Annotated in this window: 17 protein-coding genes and 1 pseudogene; 10 read left to right on the top strand and 8 right to left on the bottom strand. The window is 49.5% G+C overall.

Annotation, left to right across the window (positions count from 1 at the left end):
• The first annotated feature begins 29 nt into the window (after window positions 1-29).
• The 5 genes and pseudogenes from EI42_RS21550 (at window position 30) to EI42_RS21530 (ending at window position 2910) form a co-directional block, all read left to right on the top strand.
• The gene (locus EI42_RS21550) at window positions 30-494 is read left to right on the top strand and encodes a GNAT family N-acetyltransferase (RefSeq protein ID WP_111324709.1); all 465 of its coding nucleotides are present in this window, start codon (window positions 30-32) and stop codon (window positions 492-494) included.
• 58 nt (window positions 495-552) lie between these two features.
• Window positions 553-885 (top strand): phosphotransferase, encoded by a 333-nt coding sequence (locus tag EI42_RS21545; protein ID WP_111324708.1) that lies wholly within the window; start codon window positions 553-555, stop codon window positions 883-885.
• 319 nt (window positions 886-1204) lie between these two features.
• Entirely contained in the window at window positions 1205-1660 is a 456-nt protein-coding gene (locus tag EI42_RS21540; RefSeq protein WP_111324707.1) for a phosphotransferase, read from the top strand.
• A 162-nt stretch (window positions 1661-1822) separates the two neighbouring features.
• Window positions 1823-2672, top strand: a pseudogene (locus EI42_RS34715) (IS3 family transposase); the annotation flags it as partial.
• Window positions 2673-2736: 64 nt separating this feature from the next.
• Window positions 2737-2910 (top strand): hypothetical protein, encoded by a 174-nt coding sequence (locus EI42_RS21530; protein WP_174843952.1) that lies wholly within the window; start codon window positions 2737-2739, stop codon window positions 2908-2910.
• 1442 nt (window positions 2911-4352) lie between these two features.
• On the opposite strand, the gene EI42_RS21525 is transcribed toward EI42_RS21530, so the two are convergent.
• From EI42_RS21525 to EI42_RS21510, 4 genes are all read right to left on the bottom strand, one after another.
• The gene (locus tag EI42_RS21525) at window positions 4353-6299 is read right to left on the bottom strand and encodes a tRNA-guanine transglycosylase (protein WP_211326299.1); all 1947 of its coding nucleotides are present in this window, start codon (window positions 6297-6299) and stop codon (window positions 4353-4355) included.
• A gap of 13 nt (window positions 6300-6312) precedes the next feature.
• Complete coding sequence (locus tag EI42_RS21520) at window positions 6313-8190, bottom strand: ATP-binding protein (RefSeq protein WP_111324704.1); 1878 nt, start codon at window positions 8188-8190, stop codon at window positions 6313-6315.
• A complete protein-coding gene (locus EI42_RS21515; protein WP_111324703.1) occupies window positions 8187-9962 on the bottom strand; it encodes a DNA double-strand break repair nuclease NurA in 1776 nt (591 codons plus the stop codon). Before EI42_RS21515 ends, EI42_RS21520 begins: the two co-directional genes overlap by 4 nt.
• 812 nt (window positions 9963-10774) lie before the next feature.
• Entirely contained in the window at window positions 10775-11029 is a 255-nt protein-coding gene (locus EI42_RS21510) for a hypothetical protein (protein WP_111324702.1), read from the bottom strand.
• 404 nt (window positions 11030-11433) lie between these two features.
• Here EI42_RS21510 and EI42_RS21505 point away from each other — a divergent pair, with 404 nt between their 5' ends.
• The 5 genes from EI42_RS21505 to EI42_RS33420 all read left to right on the top strand — a co-directional run bounded on the left by EI42_RS21505 (window position 11434) and on the right by EI42_RS33420 (window position 13596).
• Window positions 11434-11688, top strand: coding sequence for a hypothetical protein (locus EI42_RS21505; protein WP_111324701.1), 255 nt, complete (start codon window positions 11434-11436; stop codon window positions 11686-11688).
• Window positions 11685-12161 carry a hypothetical protein gene (locus EI42_RS21500; RefSeq protein WP_111324700.1) on the top strand — a complete coding sequence of 159 codons (477 nt, stop codon included), beginning with the start codon at window positions 11685-11687 and terminating at the stop codon, window positions 12159-12161. Before EI42_RS21505 ends, EI42_RS21500 begins: the two co-directional genes overlap by 4 nt.
• 28 nt (window positions 12162-12189) lie before the next feature.
• Window positions 12190-12579: a hypothetical protein gene (locus EI42_RS21495; RefSeq protein WP_111324699.1), complete on the top strand. Its 390-nt coding sequence runs from the start codon at window positions 12190-12192 to the stop codon at window positions 12577-12579.
• A complete protein-coding gene (locus EI42_RS21490) occupies window positions 12572-13099 on the top strand; it encodes a hypothetical protein (RefSeq protein ID WP_111324698.1) in 528 nt (175 codons plus the stop codon). Before EI42_RS21495 ends, EI42_RS21490 begins: the two co-directional genes overlap by 8 nt.
• 335 nt (window positions 13100-13434) lie before the next feature.
• Window positions 13435-13596: a hypothetical protein gene (locus EI42_RS33420; RefSeq protein ID WP_211326298.1), complete on the top strand. Its 162-nt coding sequence runs from the start codon at window positions 13435-13437 to the stop codon at window positions 13594-13596.
• Window positions 13597-13849: 253 nt separating this feature from the next.
• On the opposite strand, the gene EI42_RS21485 is transcribed toward EI42_RS33420, so the two are convergent.
• The 4 genes from EI42_RS21485 to EI42_RS21470 all read right to left on the bottom strand — a co-directional run bounded on the left by EI42_RS21485 (window position 13850) and on the right by EI42_RS21470 (window position 17301).
• Window positions 13850-14704, bottom strand: coding sequence for a hypothetical protein (locus tag EI42_RS21485; protein ID WP_211326297.1), 855 nt, complete (start codon window positions 14702-14704; stop codon window positions 13850-13852).
• Entirely contained in the window at window positions 14673-14912 is a 240-nt protein-coding gene (locus tag EI42_RS21480; RefSeq protein ID WP_170142806.1) for a hypothetical protein, read from the bottom strand. Before EI42_RS21480 ends, EI42_RS21485 begins: the two co-directional genes overlap by 32 nt.
• Window positions 14913-14973: 61 nt before the next feature.
• Window positions 14974-15720: a hypothetical protein gene (locus EI42_RS21475; RefSeq protein ID WP_111324695.1), complete on the bottom strand. Its 747-nt coding sequence runs from the start codon at window positions 15718-15720 to the stop codon at window positions 14974-14976.
• Window positions 15721-16365: 645 nt separating this feature from the next.
• Window positions 16366-17301 (bottom strand): NADP-dependent oxidoreductase, encoded by a 936-nt coding sequence (locus EI42_RS21470; RefSeq protein WP_111324694.1) that lies wholly within the window; start codon window positions 17299-17301, stop codon window positions 16366-16368.
• Between the last annotated feature and the right edge of the window lie 110 nt (window positions 17302-17411).

Below are 17411 nucleotides of genomic sequence, written 5' to 3'. Positions count from 1 at the left end.
GCGAACCGTTTTGGGAGGGGGTAATTAAGTTGGAAATCATAACTAGATTGGCGACAGAAGAAGATGCGGAACAGCTCTCAACTCTTAATCAACGGTTTAACGGTGGGGGCCGAAGACCTGCCGCCGAAATCGAGGAAAGTATGCGAACGAGCACCGAACTGATTGCCGTCGCGGAAATGGGCGGGAAGATAGTCGGATTCGGTTGCGCCCAAAGCTACAAGTCGTTTTGTTACCGCGAGCTTCTGGGCGAAATCACCGAGATGTATGTGGAAAGCTCCGTTCGAAGGAAGGGGATCGCGACTTCTCTAGTCGCTTGTCTGGAACGAAATTTGAAAGCGCGCGGGGTTACCGAGATTAAAGTGTTGACGGGCAAACGGAACAACGCTGCTATACGTACCTACGAGAACTGCGGTTACACGAAGGATGACGAACGGTTGTTGAAGAAAACGTTGGTTACCGAAGCGACGGATCCGGCGACGTCGCAAGAGCAGTAACGAACTTCCGGACCGTCGGTCCATTTGAAATCGATTTCCGGAAGGAGGCAGATAGCCCATGTATCCCGAACAGCTGGCGGAGGTCCGAAATCGCTATCGAATAGGCGATATCCTTCATGTTTCCAGACTAACAGGAGGATACTGGAACACGGTATTGAAACTCGAGACGGGAACGGCCAGCTATGTCCTGCGAATCAGTCATCCGACCACAAGCTTGAATCGGCTGCAATACGAGCATCGGTTGATGGCCGTCGTGCATCCCCATATCCAAGAAGTCCCGGCTCCGGTTCCCGCGGAGAACGGCGACACTTTTATTTCCTGCAACAATAAATGGATAACGCTTTTTCCTTTTATGGAAGGGGCCCCACAATCCCGATTGCGAATCGGTTAGGAGAAATGCCGCCGAAATGTTGGCGCTGCTCCATGGCGTATCGTTGCAATATCCCGATTTTCCCCAGAAGCCGGGGCATCAACCTCTATGCGATTTGAACTGGAACCTTAATCCGATGTGGAACTGGGCCTTGCTGGGGCATCATTTTTTTTTGACAAGGAACGCGTATGGGAAAACAATCAGCCGCGTTCGCCGATGGAAGAACGATGTATGCTGGACATTCACCGGGAAAGGAAGTTCATTCAGGCTCAAAAAGAGGAGATGCAGCAATGGGTGCAACAACTGCGGGAAAACGACCCGGGCTTCGTAAGCGGGTTTTATACACGGGGATTTTTACCCAGGAAATGTGTTGACGAACAATCGCGGTGAAATTACGGCCATTATCGATTGGGATGAATGCGCGAAAGAATGGTTCGTCTACGAACTGGCTCGTTCGGTTTGGGAGTTTTGCCATAACGCCGACGATCACAAGCTAGACTTGGACAAGGCAAACGCTTTTATCTGGCATTACAAGTTGGCGGACGGACCCGTTCCGGCAAAAGAGCTGCAACGAATCGTTCCTTTCGTTCGCTGCGTCCGACTTCTCGAAGTATTATTTTATTTGGATCAAGCGTTCAAGGGACAAGAGGGGTACCCGGAGTATACGCGGCATAATGTAAAAGCTCTCGTTCATCTTACAGAGCTGGAGAGCTTGTATGGGAAAAAAAGGAAGGCTGGGATCCTCGGAAGCAAGATTCGACGGCTTTATTTTCCTAATAAGTTGCGGAATATGTAAGATGTATTTATGAAGAGGGGTAGGTAGTCTACCTCGGACGATTGACCGTTTTCAGGCTACGGTAAAAATCAATCCAGGTTGATCCCGTCCATTGCTGCAACGTAACTTGTACACCAATGGAATCTACAACGCTGTGTTGCCATTATAATGGACTAAGAAAAGTGGATCAAAAAAAATCTGGCTACGGATCAGGCATGTGAACAGCGTCTGGCCATGCTGGATTGGCAAAGCATAGAGCTCCCGGTCACCGCTCAAACGGACATTCTCAGCCTCAATCGCTCCCATCTGTACTACAAGCCGGTCCCTCCCCGGAGGAATTTCGCATCAAGCACCGGATTGATGAAATCTACACGCAGCATCCGTTTCTGGGATCCCGGCGGATCGCGGCGATTCTGAATCGCGAGGAAGTGAAGGCCATCGCAATCCTGTTCAGAAGTACATGCGAGAAATGGGACTGGCTGCGATCTATCCCGCCCGAACCTGAGCAAACGCAATTCGCAGCATCGCATCTATCCGCATCTGCTGCGCGGCTTGTCTATTGACCGCGTGAACCAGGTGTGGGAGATCGACATTAGGTATATCCGGCTGCAAAGCGGTTGGATGTATCTGGTCGCCATTCTGGACTGGTTCTCACGCTATGTGATCGATTGGAAATTGGATCAGAGCCTGGAGCTGCCCTTTGTCTTCGAGACCGTCAGCCGGGTGCAGAGCTGCTGCAAGCCCGAAATTATGAACAGCAATCAAGGCAGCCATTTCACCAGCACGGAATACATTCAACTGCTCAAAACCAGCGAAGTTCGCATCAGTATGGATGGCAAGAATCGCGCTGTGGATAATATTTTTTACGGAGCGACTCTGGCGCAGCTTGAAATACGAGGAAGTCTACTTGCAAGAGTACGCTTCGCCCAAAGAAGCGCACCGCGGCATCCATCGGTACTTCGAGTTCTACTATCATTACCGACCGCATCAGTCGCTGGGTTATCGGACACCTGCGTCGGTCTACACCGCATGACGTTATTAAGTCTGGTAACCGCTACTTGAAGTACTACTTCACGGAAGCCGCAAAGAGTGTCCAGGTGCACGACATCGCATTTGCACAGTACTACAGCCTCAAGAAAGCGGATCCGGCGAAATACGCCGAAAAACGTGTCCTTGCGCTTACAGCTCGTAAATTGGTGCGGTTGGTCAACTATCTGCTGCGAACCAACCGACTCTACGAACCCAAAGAGGTGATCCGACAAAAGGCCTAACATAACCACTTTGAACTATTCCACCTATTTCTTTGTATTTAAGTAAAATATTCAAAATGCAAAGTAGGGTGGGCTTAGTTTGGTATTGCCTTTTTTCAAGTCACCTCCAGATTTACCCGCGATCCCTCAAGATTTTTTCCAATTAGGAGCTTGACATCGTACTGCTGCTCTCATATAAAAGAGCCGGTACATCACAACGCAGGGTGAGTGCTCCTCAGGAGCAGCTCACCATTTGCTCAAGTTGGCACGGTGATCTCCTTAACAGAGGAAAGCGTGTGGCCCGACCGCACGGTCTGCACAGAAACAACTTGACAGAGAATTTCTACGGACATCTATGTCCCTTTCTATCATGACAGCCTGGCACGATCATCTAGGGCTGCATGTCTGGCAGAGGCCTTTTAGCAACGAGACAAGCTCAATCGGCAGAAGAGCAGGTAAAGGAGGAAGTAAGTACCAGAGAGAACATTCTTTCGCTTCAATCACCTCACGAATACGTGGGCCTTGTTTGATGAGTACGCAGATTAGCCATGACCTCTGTTTGTTCTAACTGTAAGCTGGAGAAGCCAGAACCTGCTCAACGTACCGTGCATATGCACGAACAGTCACAGCACCATCCAGGATGAATGCCTCCCCCATCCCGTTGACAGAAAGCAAGGCGACCAAGGTGATAGTGCTTCTATGATGGCCAGAGGCTCACATCTCTTGGGGTGAGCGAATGGAAAGCGGCGTCAGCGTGATGTGCGTTCCACACATCAACAAACAGTCGATCTCTTCGCTGTTCCTCTCCTGCGTAGATTCTCCAAGCGGTTCGAGTCTCCTCGTCGCGCTCGGTGGCCACCAGGATCTTTTTTTGCGCGTCCTGCTCAACTTCTCGATGGCACAGCCTATGGTTGCTGCGCTTACCCGCAGCCCAAGGAGACTTCCCATCTAGGCAATGTTCTTCCGACGTTGTGTTCCCATTGGCTTCTCACTGGCTTCATAATCCTGCTCGTAAAGCTTCTTCTTTGACTGTCTGGAGCCCCGGAAGAGGCTTGGGGACCAGATTCTCAGTTCCTTGGAGCTGTTTCGTATACTGTTTGATAGTCATATGAGTCGCTCCAAAGCGATGGACCATTCCTTCCCAGGAGTGGCCTTCCTCGACGCCACTCACTACCCGTTCTCGTAGGCCTGTTGAAGAGGCTTTCACATCTCTCGCCACCTCTTCGGCTCAAAGCGTATGCATTCTGCTCTGGAACATTCTTAATGGGGGAGAGTCATCGCACATATCTCACGGAAGCAGCATCCCGATATGGTCATCATTCGAGAAGTCAATGACCACAACAATATCAAGGAATTAGCCCGTGAGCTGAATATGAATCTGATCTTTGGCCAACAGTGACTATCATGTGGCCAAGCCAAGCAATAGGCTTGGCTTGCAGGTTCGTCATTATCGGCTTCCCATCTTATATAAAACCCTGCTGGTCATCGATGTTGCATGGAAGGGGACAACGCTCCATAGCGGCCTGGAAATGGGCGCTACTATTTTGTTTAGCTTCGACCAACTCTTGTGCATCCACATCTTTAGAGACAGCCTCAGTTCTAACTTTAAACCGTAAGCATTCTATTAATTGGTAAAGGTTCTCCTTCTTATAGAAGGAGGCCTGACCCAATCTTTTTGTCTCTGGAAGAACCAGCAGTTCTGGATGGTTCTTTTTAACTAATCTGACTGCTTTTCTATATGCAGGTAGAGTCATGTAAGCCACAATTGTTTCGAAATACTGCTTATTTTCATCAAGAAACTGGCTAAGCCTCGCTGCAATTCGCTCTATCCCTTGTTGGTCATAATGATGCAACAGAAAATCATAAGTTGTGACAGCATCCTCTTCAACATATCCTTCAGGAACAGGACCATACAAACCCGAGAGGAAAACTATTTCTATATTATCCATCCTTTCAATGGAATCGCCCAAATTTTTCCATATAAACCGGAAAGATTGAGAATTTGTGTATGGCTTTTCCTGGGAGCAAGGTAATAGAAGACAGATTGGCTTTTGCGGAGTATAATTTCGCTCCTGAATATCAAAATCCTCAGGCTTATGCATCCTGATTCCCTGGTGCACAGTCACTTGCTTCAGATCACAAGTCGTATCTTCCGCCTTCAGTGCAGCCAATAATTTTCTTGCTCCCTCAAATCGAGAACTTACTTCCTCAATGTATTCAGACAATTCATTGTTAATTAATGCCTCATTAGCTCTATTGAGAAGCACAAAATCCTGCTCCAGGTTATGGAGTGCTATAGCAGCATACACTTCGCTTCTCAATCCTGCTTTCCTCCCTTCCATAAGAGCTATGTCCTCATGAAAATTGCGTTCACGGCAAACAATACAGTTACAGTTATACTCAACCATATCTCTGAAGGAAATACTTTTCCTTGTCACCGGATTCATATATTTAAGGTTACGAGCGTTCTGTACATATGAGCTCGTGTCAAAAGTATTAGCACCCTCAGCCATCAAAAAGGGAACTAAGACTCCGGTAACCCCAAAAACATGTAACGGCATCTCCTGGGGCATCGAACGCCGAGCTGCTCGAGTAAACTTCACGATTTCCTCAGTTCGATGGGTTTTCCGAAGCGGGACCATAGAACCTAACGCAAGACCACTTAGAATACTGCTTAAACCCTCAACTTCAAAGCGCTCCAGAAGTGTAGAAACAAACTTCCCTAATAGTTCTGGGGTCGGTCCATGAATAGGCACATAGAGAAGGGGACGCTGTGCTTGCGGAAGATTTGCAATATATCTTGCAGATCGCATCGCGTTGTCAAGCGTAGAAACCATCCTTCTCTCGACTTCCGAAATATCTAAACCTGGAGGAATCGGATAATCTAAAGAGGTCACCAGATCTGCACCTAAGTCTATCTGCAATTGTAAAATACCTTCAGCCAATTGATCAGGCATAATGTTATATGCCGAAAGATCAAGGTCCGGATCAAACATCAAAGTAAAGCCACCAGAATCTGTAAATATCGGCGCTTTATACTGTAATTGAAAATTTCCATTGTAGTTCTCTCTGAGGGATTTACGCCAACGGTTTTCCAATTGTCGAGGCGATACCCGAAAGTCCAGAAAGTGGAGGACCTGAGTCAGTACAGGTATATTCCTTCGTAGTAATCCATGTCGGGATGCATGAAGAATATATTTCCATATACCACCACCATTGGGTGTGGTCCCCGTAATAAAACATGTTACTGGATATAATATTGCTTCCATTTGTCTTTTCATATGCCCGATCGTAACAAAAAACATCCTCGTTGTCAAATGAACCGAATCAAAAATAACAGACAATAGGCTGTTATCTCGCCTTACACAAGAAGAGCCAGTATGTCTGTTTTCTGCTGGCTCCTTCCCCAAAGATATGCAATTACTATTCTATTCCCAGTTGCTTTCGAACAGCCTCTAGAGGGGATAAGGCATCTTTCAGCGGAGTCGGTTCCTGAATTCCTTCTTCACTATATCGAGGATAGACATTCAAGAGCACAGGAGACTGAACCGCCACCCCTGCCACTATAGCTCGTCCGGTACCGAGATTTTTTATCATATCCAGTTCCTCTCTGGACATACTCTCCGTAATGGTGCGCACATACTCCTGATCTTCAGGACTTTTCAACTGATGAAGTATAAAGGTATTCGCCTGCGATACGACTTCGGGATCCACTGTTGACGGCTTTTGTGAAATAATACCAAAGCCCAGGCTAAACTTTCGACCTTCATAAGCAAGTTCTCTCATGGCTCGCTTCGCCTGCGTACCGGCAACATCATTATCATCTATACCAAACGATCGAGGGATTAACGACCGAGCCTCCTCCAGAATAAAAAGAATGGAATGAGCCGGTTTCTCCTTTCCTTTAGGGCGAACACTATACTCCCCAAACTTAAACGAGCGGAAAAAGTAAGTAACTATTCCATAGACCAGCGCTTTTCTCAGATTGCTGGAGAGATCAGAAAGAGAGAGTCGAAACACTGATTCTGGTAAGCACAAAGAGCGATCTGCAACCTGTTTAAAAAACAGCTCAAAATCCAATGGATTTGCATTACTATCCTTTGCATCCTGGTATACTGCTTTGATTCCTTCAAGCTTCGGAAGCAAAGCATCTCTGATTACTGGGTTTAATCGGCTCTTCGATATCTTATCATGAAGTCTAGCAATAAAAGCCTCACCTGTACCTTCTTGCTTGATAATTCTTCTTAACACACGCCGCTGAGCCGAAGAAAATGACTCTCCCTGAAAAGCTTGGAGCAAAACTATTGAAAAATCCGCAAATTTGTCTCCATAGTATTTCAACTCAGGAAAAACACGCAAGCTCTGTACGGCGTTCTTCTTCAGCAAGCTACTACCAGTCTCCGTAGCCACAAGCTGTCTGACAAAGTCAGCAGTGATAATATGTTTACATCCCTCCTTGACAATCTTACGAGCAGGCTCATTCTTATACATCACTGACGCCGTCCTGAGTAATCGTTCGCAAGCTTGTTCATTCTTTGGTCTATTCTCTCTAAAGATCGCATCCGGGCAATGCAAGAGATACTGAACAGCATTACAAGCTCTATTTCCTACTGGGCACTGGATATCTATCCGCTTCCCATTTCTGGTATACTCTTTAAAAAGCTGGGTAAACAATTCTAAATTCTCATAATCATCATGCGAGTCGAAAAGAATCATACGATGCCCACGAGCCATAAACTCCTCAATGAGCTTCGCGGCGGTCGTTGTCTTCCCGGAGCCAGTCATTCCAAAGATACAGAAATGTTTTGTGGCAAGCTGGTCCGCATTCAAGGTAACCGGTACCTCAATCTCTCTGTCTCCTCCAAACGTGTCTACAGAGCCAAGCGGAACATAGGATGGAGAGGGATGAAAGAACAGCTTGCGTAGTGTCTCCTCAGAAGGTGTATGAACCTCAGCATTGGGGGCGATGCCCCTCCGGTTAATATCAAGACCACGATCAGTCAATGTGCCAAGAACAGAGCATCTAGCCCAACCATAGGTAAACCGGCGGGAAAAGTTGATACCTAAATCTTCGAGATTCATAGATGCCGATACGCCAGCCTGGTCCCGACTCAAAAGAGGGTTCTCCTTGTAGACACTTATAATCCGAGCCACGATACGCTCTTTCCCAGCCTGGGGCGTTCCTCCGTCCAGAGCCAGTTCAACATAACTAAAGAGCAATTTTTCTCCATCGTACTCTGGACGGAGCATGGCCACAAATTCTGTTGTGGTGGTTTGATCATAGACACTTCCTATTTTCATCGCAAACCCTCTCTTTGCAAATATCCTCGTGCAAAATGCCCCAGAACGGTCTGAACGGATACAGGGTCACTTAAGTGATTTTCAAAGATCATTTCTAAATATGCTCTCTCGATAATTGTTCGCGCTATTTGTGTTGGTGTACGTGCGAGCTTATCTACATAGTAAAGAATGATAGGCATACCATACTCCTGATAAGGAATGCTCAACAGGTAGAGAGGCCCCAGAACTTTTCTAGGATCCGCAAGATGAGGAAGATGAAAGTATTCCACTCGCACTGGCTCTCTCAAAGGCGTAGTTCTCAGATAAGACATCAATGCAACATATCCGGGATGCTCCTCAGCTACTTTAGGAAGCTGATAAGGCCTCGAAGGAAAAAGCGTATCCAGAATTACTTCAAAATCGTTCAATATACCAAGGCTATCATAGCCTAGCGCTTTACCAAATGTATTTTTTGTTTGATAACGATAAATCTGAACTGGAGCCGTAAATTGCCCCTCAGTCAACACATACGAAAATATATTCGCATCCACAAGATGAAGCTTCTCTATCATATCTCTTACCTGACGATAGAACTCCCTGCTCTGTTGCGGCGATTTAAGATTTGATATACCGAGAGTTTGGAGTACTGGCATGAGAGCAGATTGTTGTATCTCTTGGTATACCTTTGGAAGCGATAGCAGTGATGGCAAAACAATGCGTGCCATCTCGGTTGATGCAGAGGTTGTTTCAACAACAGATGCGATAGTTGTTCCCGAAAGACGAGCCAGATCAAAAAGTGAACGGAGCATCCAGAAATAGAGACAAAAACCAGGATACTCACGCTCACGCATCATTTTTTTCGTCACCTTCTTTTGGCTTGGAGGCACCGCCTTTTGCATATTCTTAAAGGCCCGACATTCAGCACACCTTCTCTGGCAATAATTCAGGCAAAAATTATTAAATCGTTCAAGATTCTTATCCCCGTTGATCGCTTCTTCAGGTATGAAGGACATATTCTGCTCAGTAAATTTGTCTCCTTTATAGATGGAATGGGAATAATTATCAGGCAACTCATATTCGCCCGCTTCTCCCAGGTTCATATGAAAAAGATCGCGTGCGACTTCATAGGGGAAAGAGATCTCACTGAAGCTGCCAATCGCTCGAAGAAGTGGGCCATGTAGCACGACAAACGGTCTCCTACCAACAGCCAAGGATGAAAGTGATGTAATATAGGCAACAAAATTATTTCTAATATATCCAAGTAACTGATTCTCTAAATCAAATCTTGCATCATCCTGTGGCTGCATGCGCACCTTACTGACAATCGGACCAACCGACTCGTCAGGCGTTCCATCAGGCCCTGTATACATCCGAAAAGCCACTGACTTGAGAAATGCCAGTGAGCTATGAGGAAAAGGAATATCAACTTTTGATTCATCAATACCAATCACCTCAGCATCTTTGAGCGGTGCGGCCAGGGTCGGCGCATCTATGACCTGAAACAATGTAGCGGCACTCTCAAATACATCTGGGCGATCAGGAGTGGAGACGAAATCATGAATTTGAAATGGATAAGGACTGAGCTTGGACATCTGATCGGCAGATATAATTTCAAATGGAGCCTTTTGGCGAAGTATGATGCCCGGCAATTGTTCAGTAGTGAAGCGAACTATTCCAGTAGCCACAGACCCCTTCTGTCTAAACTCATCTGTTACAGCAGAGATAATATTGCGTAATGCATTCAACCTTCCCCGATCCTTTGTATAAAGCCAGGGAAATGCAAGCTGCGTCATATGTTATTCCTCTGAAGGAGATGGTATATCTACCTTATACTACCAAGTACTAACACTTATTTCTATTTTCTATTATATCCTCATTTAAAATATTTATCAATTAGAATAAGAATTTATTCTTTCACTTACCAACTTACTATGCACCCCTTACAAAGGCACTACCACTATTCTCGCCATACTCCCCTGAAAATTCACAGAATAGCACTTTGTCACTATTACCTGAAGCTATTATGTTTCTCTATCCCATGCCTAAAGTTGGAGTTACAAAAAAGTGGAGGGCTAATTCCTGGCGTGCCCCTCATCTCCATACAGAACTGGCTCCGGCCAATGATTTGGTGCAACGAGCTAGTCGCGGAGCACATTTTGCTGCGCAAAAGGGTGAGGTATGGGTGTATCGAACCACTGAAGGTGCGACAGACCTCGCAGGAGGCTTCTCAAACCGGCCTCTATGCCTAGCGATTGACGTATATCGCTGAGAGAGACGCAATCGGCGGAGTGCAGAGAAGCTGCACTTTGTTGGCTTCTCCCGCTATGAGAGCAGAGAACGCGAGAGCAAGTCACACACACGCTAGACCGAATTGCAGATGTCCTCGATGTGCCTCTGACAGACCCGATCGAAGATTTTCCGCGAGAAGAGAGACTTCGCTCATAAGCAGAGGAATTGCTTCTCCTTCTGACACTCCCCGCCATAAATGACGGCTTCCAAACAGACTCTTCAACAGGATCTTCTACGAGGAAAGCAAGCGTCGTGCGAGGGCGTGCTGTCTGGCTTTGCACTCTTCGGCCACCGTATATCCCTGCCGATCAGGCCGCTAGGGCGGGACCACATTGGGGGAGATGCCCACACACTGCAAAAAGCGCCACAAGGCAGAAGGGAAGTATCGCGCCGAGACACTACCCACCCACTGGGAGTCGCGATCAAAGGAGAGCATGCGGAGCAAGCCGGAGCGCTGCAAGAAGGCCACAACCGATTCAAAAGCCATCTGCGCATGGAAGTTACCACGCACCACCGCTTCGAGCAGTTGCAAGGTATTCACATTGGCCCGCATTGAGGACTTCGACCACATGTGCCCGCTTCTTATCGACGTCTGTATAAATCGTCTCCATCGTGAGCGCAGACGATTTATTCGACATTTGCAATGATTATGACGTTGGTAAAGAGCACACTGAAGAGGTCAGGTATCTCTTCAGTGTGCAAGATGTTGTAACAAGGGCACTCATCATTACAAGAGTACGATTCGCTCCACCTCTCTTTCTCTGGATGTTCTCCAGTCTGTTACTCACTCAATCATAACAGCACATTTATCTCCTCTCCTTCCCATCGCTATCTATTTTCGACGAAATCACTTTTTGAAAAGGACCTGAAAAAGACGTAAAAGAGATTGAGAAAAGATACGCAAAAGGTAAATGTTCTGTTATCTTTTGAAAAAGAATAGAATCAAAACATGAGATAGGAAAGGAATCAAGCAGGATGAAAGTGGTCTCGCTCCTGGGTGCTCGGAGTGTCTTTTTCGTCGCCCTGTTCAATTCTGTCTTCATCTGTCTGAGCCTGCTCTATCAGCCGCAAACGCCAACTCTGGCGACTGACCTGCACACCCGGTTCAGGCCGATGGTGCTTCGTCCGATTGGGTGCAGTTGCTGGTCGCTGGTGTCACCTATCTGTGGGTGTCGAGTGCCATATGAAGGCAGCTTTGCGGTGTATCCAGAAGAAAGGAACGAAAAATGAGACGGCAGAAAAAGCAACAACAGCACATCACGCCCTTGTTTCCGAAGGCCAACGACTCCACCTCCCTGCCCACCACCGATCTGGTCTGGCCTGTCTACGAACAGGTCCGCAAGAGTGACGGGGCATTCAATGTCCCCCACCTGCATCTGTCGTTCAACGATGTGCGCGTCGTCGATCACATCATTGCTTCCTACTCCACGTCCCTTCAGAAGACATCCCACGTAAAGCCGTCACACCGTGCCAAAATCCAGCGTCTTGGTCAGTTGCGCGCGCGCTTGCACGGCTTGCTTGCCCATGAGCAAAAAGGTGCCCTCTCGAGTGCGGCTCTCCTGCTGACACTCGATGATCTGGAACTGCTGAACGAGGTGCTCGAGCCTTCCTCACCCTCATCAAACGGCTCACGGTCCGGTCTCAGGAGCGTGACGAGCTGGTGCAGGCGCTTCGGTTCTTGCAGCGCACCATCGAAGACATGATCCAGATCCAGTTGAACAGGGTGGAGTGATGATCAGACGCATTGAGACCGATGAGGCTACGCTCGAAAGCGTCAAAAAGCTCCTGGAACAACAGCTTCAGGGAAGGAACCGTCTGATGCAAGCGCCCGCTCTGTCCTTGTATCAGCGCTTTTTGCAGGATCTTGACAGGCCGGTGTCCCCCACACTCATGGAGGTGGCGGCACTCTTGCGGGAAGTGCAGGAGATACAGGAGGCTTTTCCTCGCCTGTCGCGTGAAGGACAAAGAGCGGCTGAGGAACGTCTTTCAACCATTTCCAGGCAATTGAGTCAGTGGCGTTTGATGCTTGGTCAGCACTTGTTTTTGGGTGAGAGATGGCTGAGTGCTGGCAAAGATGGATATGTGATGCTTGTCTCGAAGAAAAGGAAAAGAGATGCATGAGATGAATATCATCCCGGTGACCGTGAAGGAGCTGGAGGACGGGCGCCTGCTGCTTTATCCCGTGCACATCAAGGCACATGCCTCCCTTGAGGTGAAGCAAAGGTGTCAGCGGCTTGGGATCCAGCTAGAGCATGCTCCTGTGTCCGACAACAACTGTTATCACCTGCTCTTGCCGGCATGTACATATGCGCTCACGCTCTCATCGGAGGAAGATGCGCGCCATGCCGTGAAATACGCCATTGCCGATGAACGTGCGCTGCTCATCTTTGACCCTGCTGGTGAGAGACTCCCAACGTGCGCCTTCGTGCCCTCTATTCCTCACTGGAGGCTCTTCATCAAAGAGCTTGCCTGCATCCGAGGTATGAGTGCAGCTACGCTGGCGGAGCAACGTGGGCTCCCGCTGGCGCGCATTGAGCAAGTTCTGGCTTTCCCCGACACTGATGCGTGGCTCAGTGCGCTTGAAAAGCTTGCGGGCGTCTTCCGGGTTTCCATGCGCGAGTTGTTTGCCGACAGGGACTGACCCGCTGACAGAGAACGTGCTTCTCTGCCAGCATGCAAGCGCATGGTTCCTTTCCAACGAGAAGGTTTTCCTCTTCCCGGTCGCTTGGATGCCCGAGCTGGTGAGAGCTGCTGGGGGAGGAAGTCATCTCTGTTGGCTCTCTCTCGAGCATCCAAGCGACCGGGTACATCTCAGCGCAGCCAAAAAAGGATCAAGGGATGTGAAACGGACTGCTCTTGAAAACCAGGAGTGAATCATGGAAGATGCATTCACCAGAGACAAAAGAGAAACAGACGCGGCTCCTTTCCTTCATCCAGATGAAGAAAGAGCACTCCTGAAGCAATACCACACGCAGCATGACCAAGATGCATTGCACCAATGAGAAGCCAATGGAGGTGAAGGGTCCCCTGGGGCAGGTGGGAACGCACTTGAAATCGGCTCCTGTGGAGAGACTGGCAGACGGCGCTGACCCATCTCGCCTTGATAGTGGTTGCCGATTCTTGACACTGTTTGCGTAGCGGACATGAGCGACAATCGCCGATCCGCGCGGCGTAGAGCACCCACAACGAACCATTGGTCTCTTTTCGCCGTTCTTGCGCATATAGGAACTGCCCAGCAGGACAGCGTAGTGTCCCATCCGGCTGTAAAGAGAAATCGGCTCCGGCAACCCCTTTCGTGTACGATAGGTGCGCCCACTGCAGCGGCCCGTAGGCAATGGGGGCTGGTTCAGGTGCCGCGAGGCAGGATCAGGTGCAAGCTCCGCAGGCTCACCTATCTGGGCAGAAGCAAATTCCGTCGTACGCATAGGCGTGGGATGGAGCACATGACCCAGTTCCACGCGCATGTTCCACATCCATTGCGCGAGAATGAGCTAGAACTCCGGCCCCAGGCGGTGTGCGAACACCAGCGATCTGGGTCCTGTTCTTTGTCCTCGTCAGCGAGCACAGTTTCAAAGGCCCCGCGATGCAAGTACAGGGCAACGACATCAGCAGGCGTGAACGCGCTTGGCAGCAGGCCGGTGTAGAACAGTTCGTAGACCAGCTCGCCACGTGTGGTACCAACGGGAGCCTTGGTTGGAGCTGCCTGATGCATGGCAACGATCACCCGTGTGCGTGGCCCTGTTGGCGAAAGGGAAAGATCAGAGAAGTCAAAGAGTGCCCGAGAGGTTCCCGTGTTGGGATGGGTGGTCTGCTGATTCGGTAACTGGGCCAGGCGGGCTTGCACCAACTCCAGGTCGAGCAGATCATAGTCCTTGCCTCGCATGACGTAGGCGAGTCCGGCCAGGTCAGCGACAATAACCCCATTGCCATATTGCCCATCCAGGCGGACTTCAGCCTGACCAGGCTGGAGAGGTTGGGCTTGATATATGCGCTGATTGCCTTTATACCGCCTGCCGCAGTTCTCCTCGGTAATCGCCGTTGCCCGCTCCCGATGTTCCCGAAAACGTGCCGAGCCATTGGTGTGTATGCGCCTGGAGCACAGTGGTTCGGGTGCGGACGATTTCACCCCGCTTGCGCCCGAGATAGCCTGGAGCACAGATCTCATCCAGGCGGCGTTGTGCCGGTAGGAGATCAGGAGTGGATGGCAAGGCGCGTTAGCGGGCAGCTTGCCTGGTACCATCCACATCGAACACCAGTCTGTAGTTTCCCTGTCGATCCCACAATCCCCCTGGCTTCTCGTCCTTCTCCAGAGGGCGAGCCAGCCGGTCTTTCAGAAAGAGCGTGCGGAGAGACTCGACTGTGGCTTGGTTGAGCACTGCGAGAAAGTGGGAGAGCGTCGAGCGATCTGAAATGGGAATGATATGCTCATCCCTGCGCAAAAGCCAGTTCAACATGACCTGACTGACGCTTTTTCCCCGCCTCTCGGCAATCGTTTGGAGGATCTCCTGAAGCTCTTTATTCCTTCCAGAAGCGCTCTTTCAAAAAATTGGTAAAATCCCTCATCTCTTGTTGATATGTGACCAACGCGTGTCTCTTTTCTTCAGGGCTCCTGATATCTTGCAGCCCGGCTCCCTGTGGCTCGACCCTTGTCATTGGGACACTTCCAGGGAGCACAAGTCCCTGAATGACGAGATGTTGATCTAAAGGAACAAATCGACTTCGGTAAAAATCGTCAAGGAGAAGCTGAAGTTTTGCCCGTGCGAGGAGGTGCTGCCGAATCTCTATCTCTGTTCCTGATGGGAGCCCTTCGAGGCTTGCGGGATCGGCTTCTATCTCGAACCAGGGATATGGAGTCCCCTCATCCTCGCCATTGGGTCCGAGATGTCCCTCACAGGAAGCGACCGTATGGAGACTGAGCGCATTCAGCGCTACCACTGTCTCAAGAATTCCGGCATCGATGCCGCGTCCTCTGCCGTCTACAGCCTTGGTCAACCGTTCCTTGATACTGTTCCACCTGTTCCATTTGGCCTGCTGCTGTTTTTCAGGATGGGTTGTCCGTGGGGGGCGGCCAGGACGGTTAATTGTGAGCTCTTCTAGCTGCGGTTTGTAATAGAGGGATGTCCGGGCATTGAGCTTATAGTAATCCAATTTCCCATACTGCTTTGCAAGAGTACGTATATAATGAGGCGTAGTCCCCAGGATCTCAGCGGCCTCGGAGGCTGTCACCCATTCATTGCGATTAATCGGGCCAGTTCGTTCCATATTTTTCCTCTCTTGTTTGCCTCAGATCTTCTAAGAAAGAATAATGCTACAAAGCATTTTTTGTCAAGTGCGCGCTGGAAAAAGTCATAGGGATCGCGGAGCCAGGGCGTTTCGATAGGCGGCGTTTTTTGGCTCAAGCTCAACTCTGGGCGCCGGTAAGCCGTTTTGCTCCTCTTGTGGTAAGCGAGCGGAGGGACGCGATCACGCTAACGGAAGTGAGACACGCGCAACCATTTCAGTGTGGTTGAGCCTGAAAGTACCAGAAAGAGAATGCTACAAGGCATTGTCATTTTCCTGTTGAAAATAATGTTACAAGGCATTGTGCTATACATGAACCAAGTGAGTGGTACATCAAATCCTAAAAGGAGGTAAAAGATTATGACATGCGAAACATGTAAAGGGCGCGATCCCCACTGTGAGCGGTGCTGGGGGAAGGGAGAAATCCCTCTTACCCCACTCGCAACGCAAGACCGCGTATGAGGAGCGGTGTCCCAAGTGTCGGGGCTTAGGCTATATTGTTGATTCGCCCGGGCCCGGAGGAGAGAGGAGCAATCCTCTCTCTTGAGAGAGAAACAAGCTGACATCAGGAGGAAAGTATATGAATTCCTCTCTAAACCACCTCAACAATTTGATTTTTGAGAAGAATCAATGTATCAGGAGCACAATGCGTCCGCGTCCGTGTCCTGTCTCGCTGAGTGTATGCGCCTGCGCCGCCTCGTGCAATGGGAACGTACGGGCTATCTCGGTCTTTACCCCTTCTTCAGTCATGAGCCGGGCAATTGTCTGTAACAGCTCAGTTGAGGGCCAGGGGAAAGAGGGTTTGTTAGACATTGCTCGAATACCCAATCGCGTTGCCTCTTCCTGCGAAGGCTCTTCCAACAACGAAACCAGAATTCCGCCGGGTTTGACGACCTGCATAGAGCGAGTCAGGGTCTCGCCTCCGATTGTGTCAAGAACAACATCGATATCGTGAACGACATCTTCAAACCGCGTCTTCGCGTAATTAATGACTGTCTGAGCACCCAGGGCACGCACAAACGCCTCATTCTGCGCCGAAGCCGTCGCGATAATCTCGGCGGCTCCTTTCCACCGAGCAAACTGGACCGCAAACAGGCCCACACCGCCAGCCGCACCATGAATCAGGACACGCTGCCCTGCCTGGAGTTTAGCGTTCTCAAACAGCGCCGAGAAGGCCACTGTTGCCCCACCTGAGATAGTTGCTGCGTCCACAAAGCTCAGTCCCTCTGGTTTGAGGGCCAGATTCTCGATGGCAGCGGTCGTGTACTCGGCGTAGCCGCCCTTACTGGTACGACCAAAAACTGCCTGACCAACGCGAAACGTCTCCACGCCCGGTCCAACCTGCTCAACCCCCCCCGCGATAGCGCTCCCGGGAATATAGGGCAAAGTGAGCGGCATTCTCCCCTGAAAGAGGCCACGCCGAAGCTTCCATTCCATCGGCAACACACCCACTGCATGAACCCGGATCAGCACTTCACCCGCCTGCGGTTCCGGACGCGGCACCTCTTCCAGTTTAAGCTGCTCAGGCCCGCCATATTGAGAAACACGAATAGCTCGCATCATTAATTATCCTTTCTTGTCAACACGTTAGCACATTTGCTGAAAGCCCACCTGCTGTAACCATGCTTCCAGCGTCATCAGTGAGGGATATATCTTGCGAAGAGAGGCGAAAG

It is taken from the genome of Thermosporothrix hazakensis (genome assembly GCF_003253565.1).
In the GTDB taxonomy this organism is placed as follows: Bacteria; Chloroflexota; Ktedonobacteria; order Ktedonobacterales; family Ktedonobacteraceae; genus Thermosporothrix; species Thermosporothrix hazakensis.
The sequence above is the reverse complement of the archived record's forward strand: the minus strand, read 5'-3'. Positions and strand labels throughout refer to the sequence as shown.

Coding starts and splice junctions, on each gene's coding strand:
- EI42_RS21545 (WP_111324708.1), top strand. CDS start 553: ATGTATCCCGAACAGCTGGCGGAGGTCCGAAATCGCTATCGAATAGGC.
- EI42_RS21520 (WP_111324704.1), bottom strand. CDS start 8,190: ATGAAAATAGGAAGTGTCTATGATCAAACCACCACAACAGAATTTGTG.
- EI42_RS21515 (WP_111324703.1), bottom strand. CDS start 9,962: ATGACGCAGCTTGCATTTCCCTGGCTTTATACAAAGGATCGGGGAAGG.
- EI42_RS21510 (WP_111324702.1), bottom strand. CDS start 11,029: ATGTGGTCGAAGTCCTCAATGCGGGCCAATGTGAATACCTTGCAACTG.
- EI42_RS21505 (WP_111324701.1), top strand. CDS start 11,434: ATGAAAGTGGTCTCGCTCCTGGGTGCTCGGAGTGTCTTTTTCGTCGCC.
- EI42_RS21500 (WP_111324700.1), top strand. CDS start 11,685: ATGAGACGGCAGAAAAAGCAACAACAGCACATCACGCCCTTGTTTCCG.
- EI42_RS21495 (WP_111324699.1), top strand. CDS start 12,190: ATGATCAGACGCATTGAGACCGATGAGGCTACGCTCGAAAGCGTCAAA.
- EI42_RS21490 (WP_111324698.1), top strand. CDS start 12,572: ATGCATGAGATGAATATCATCCCGGTGACCGTGAAGGAGCTGGAGGAC.
- EI42_RS33420 (WP_211326298.1), top strand. CDS start 13,435: ATGACCAAGATGCATTGCACCAATGAGAAGCCAATGGAGGTGAAGGGT.
- EI42_RS21485 (WP_211326297.1), bottom strand. CDS start 14,704: ATGTGGATGGTACCAGGCAAGCTGCCCGCTAACGCGCCTTGCCATCCA.
- EI42_RS21480 (WP_170142806.1), bottom strand. CDS start 14,912: ATGTTGAACTGGCTTTTGCGCAGGGATGAGCATATCATTCCCATTTCA.
- EI42_RS21475 (WP_111324695.1), bottom strand. CDS start 15,720: ATGGAACGAACTGGCCCGATTAATCGCAATGAATGGGTGACAGCCTCC.
- EI42_RS21470 (WP_111324694.1), bottom strand. CDS start 17,301: ATGATGCGAGCTATTCGTGTTTCTCAATATGGCGGGCCTGAGCAGCTT.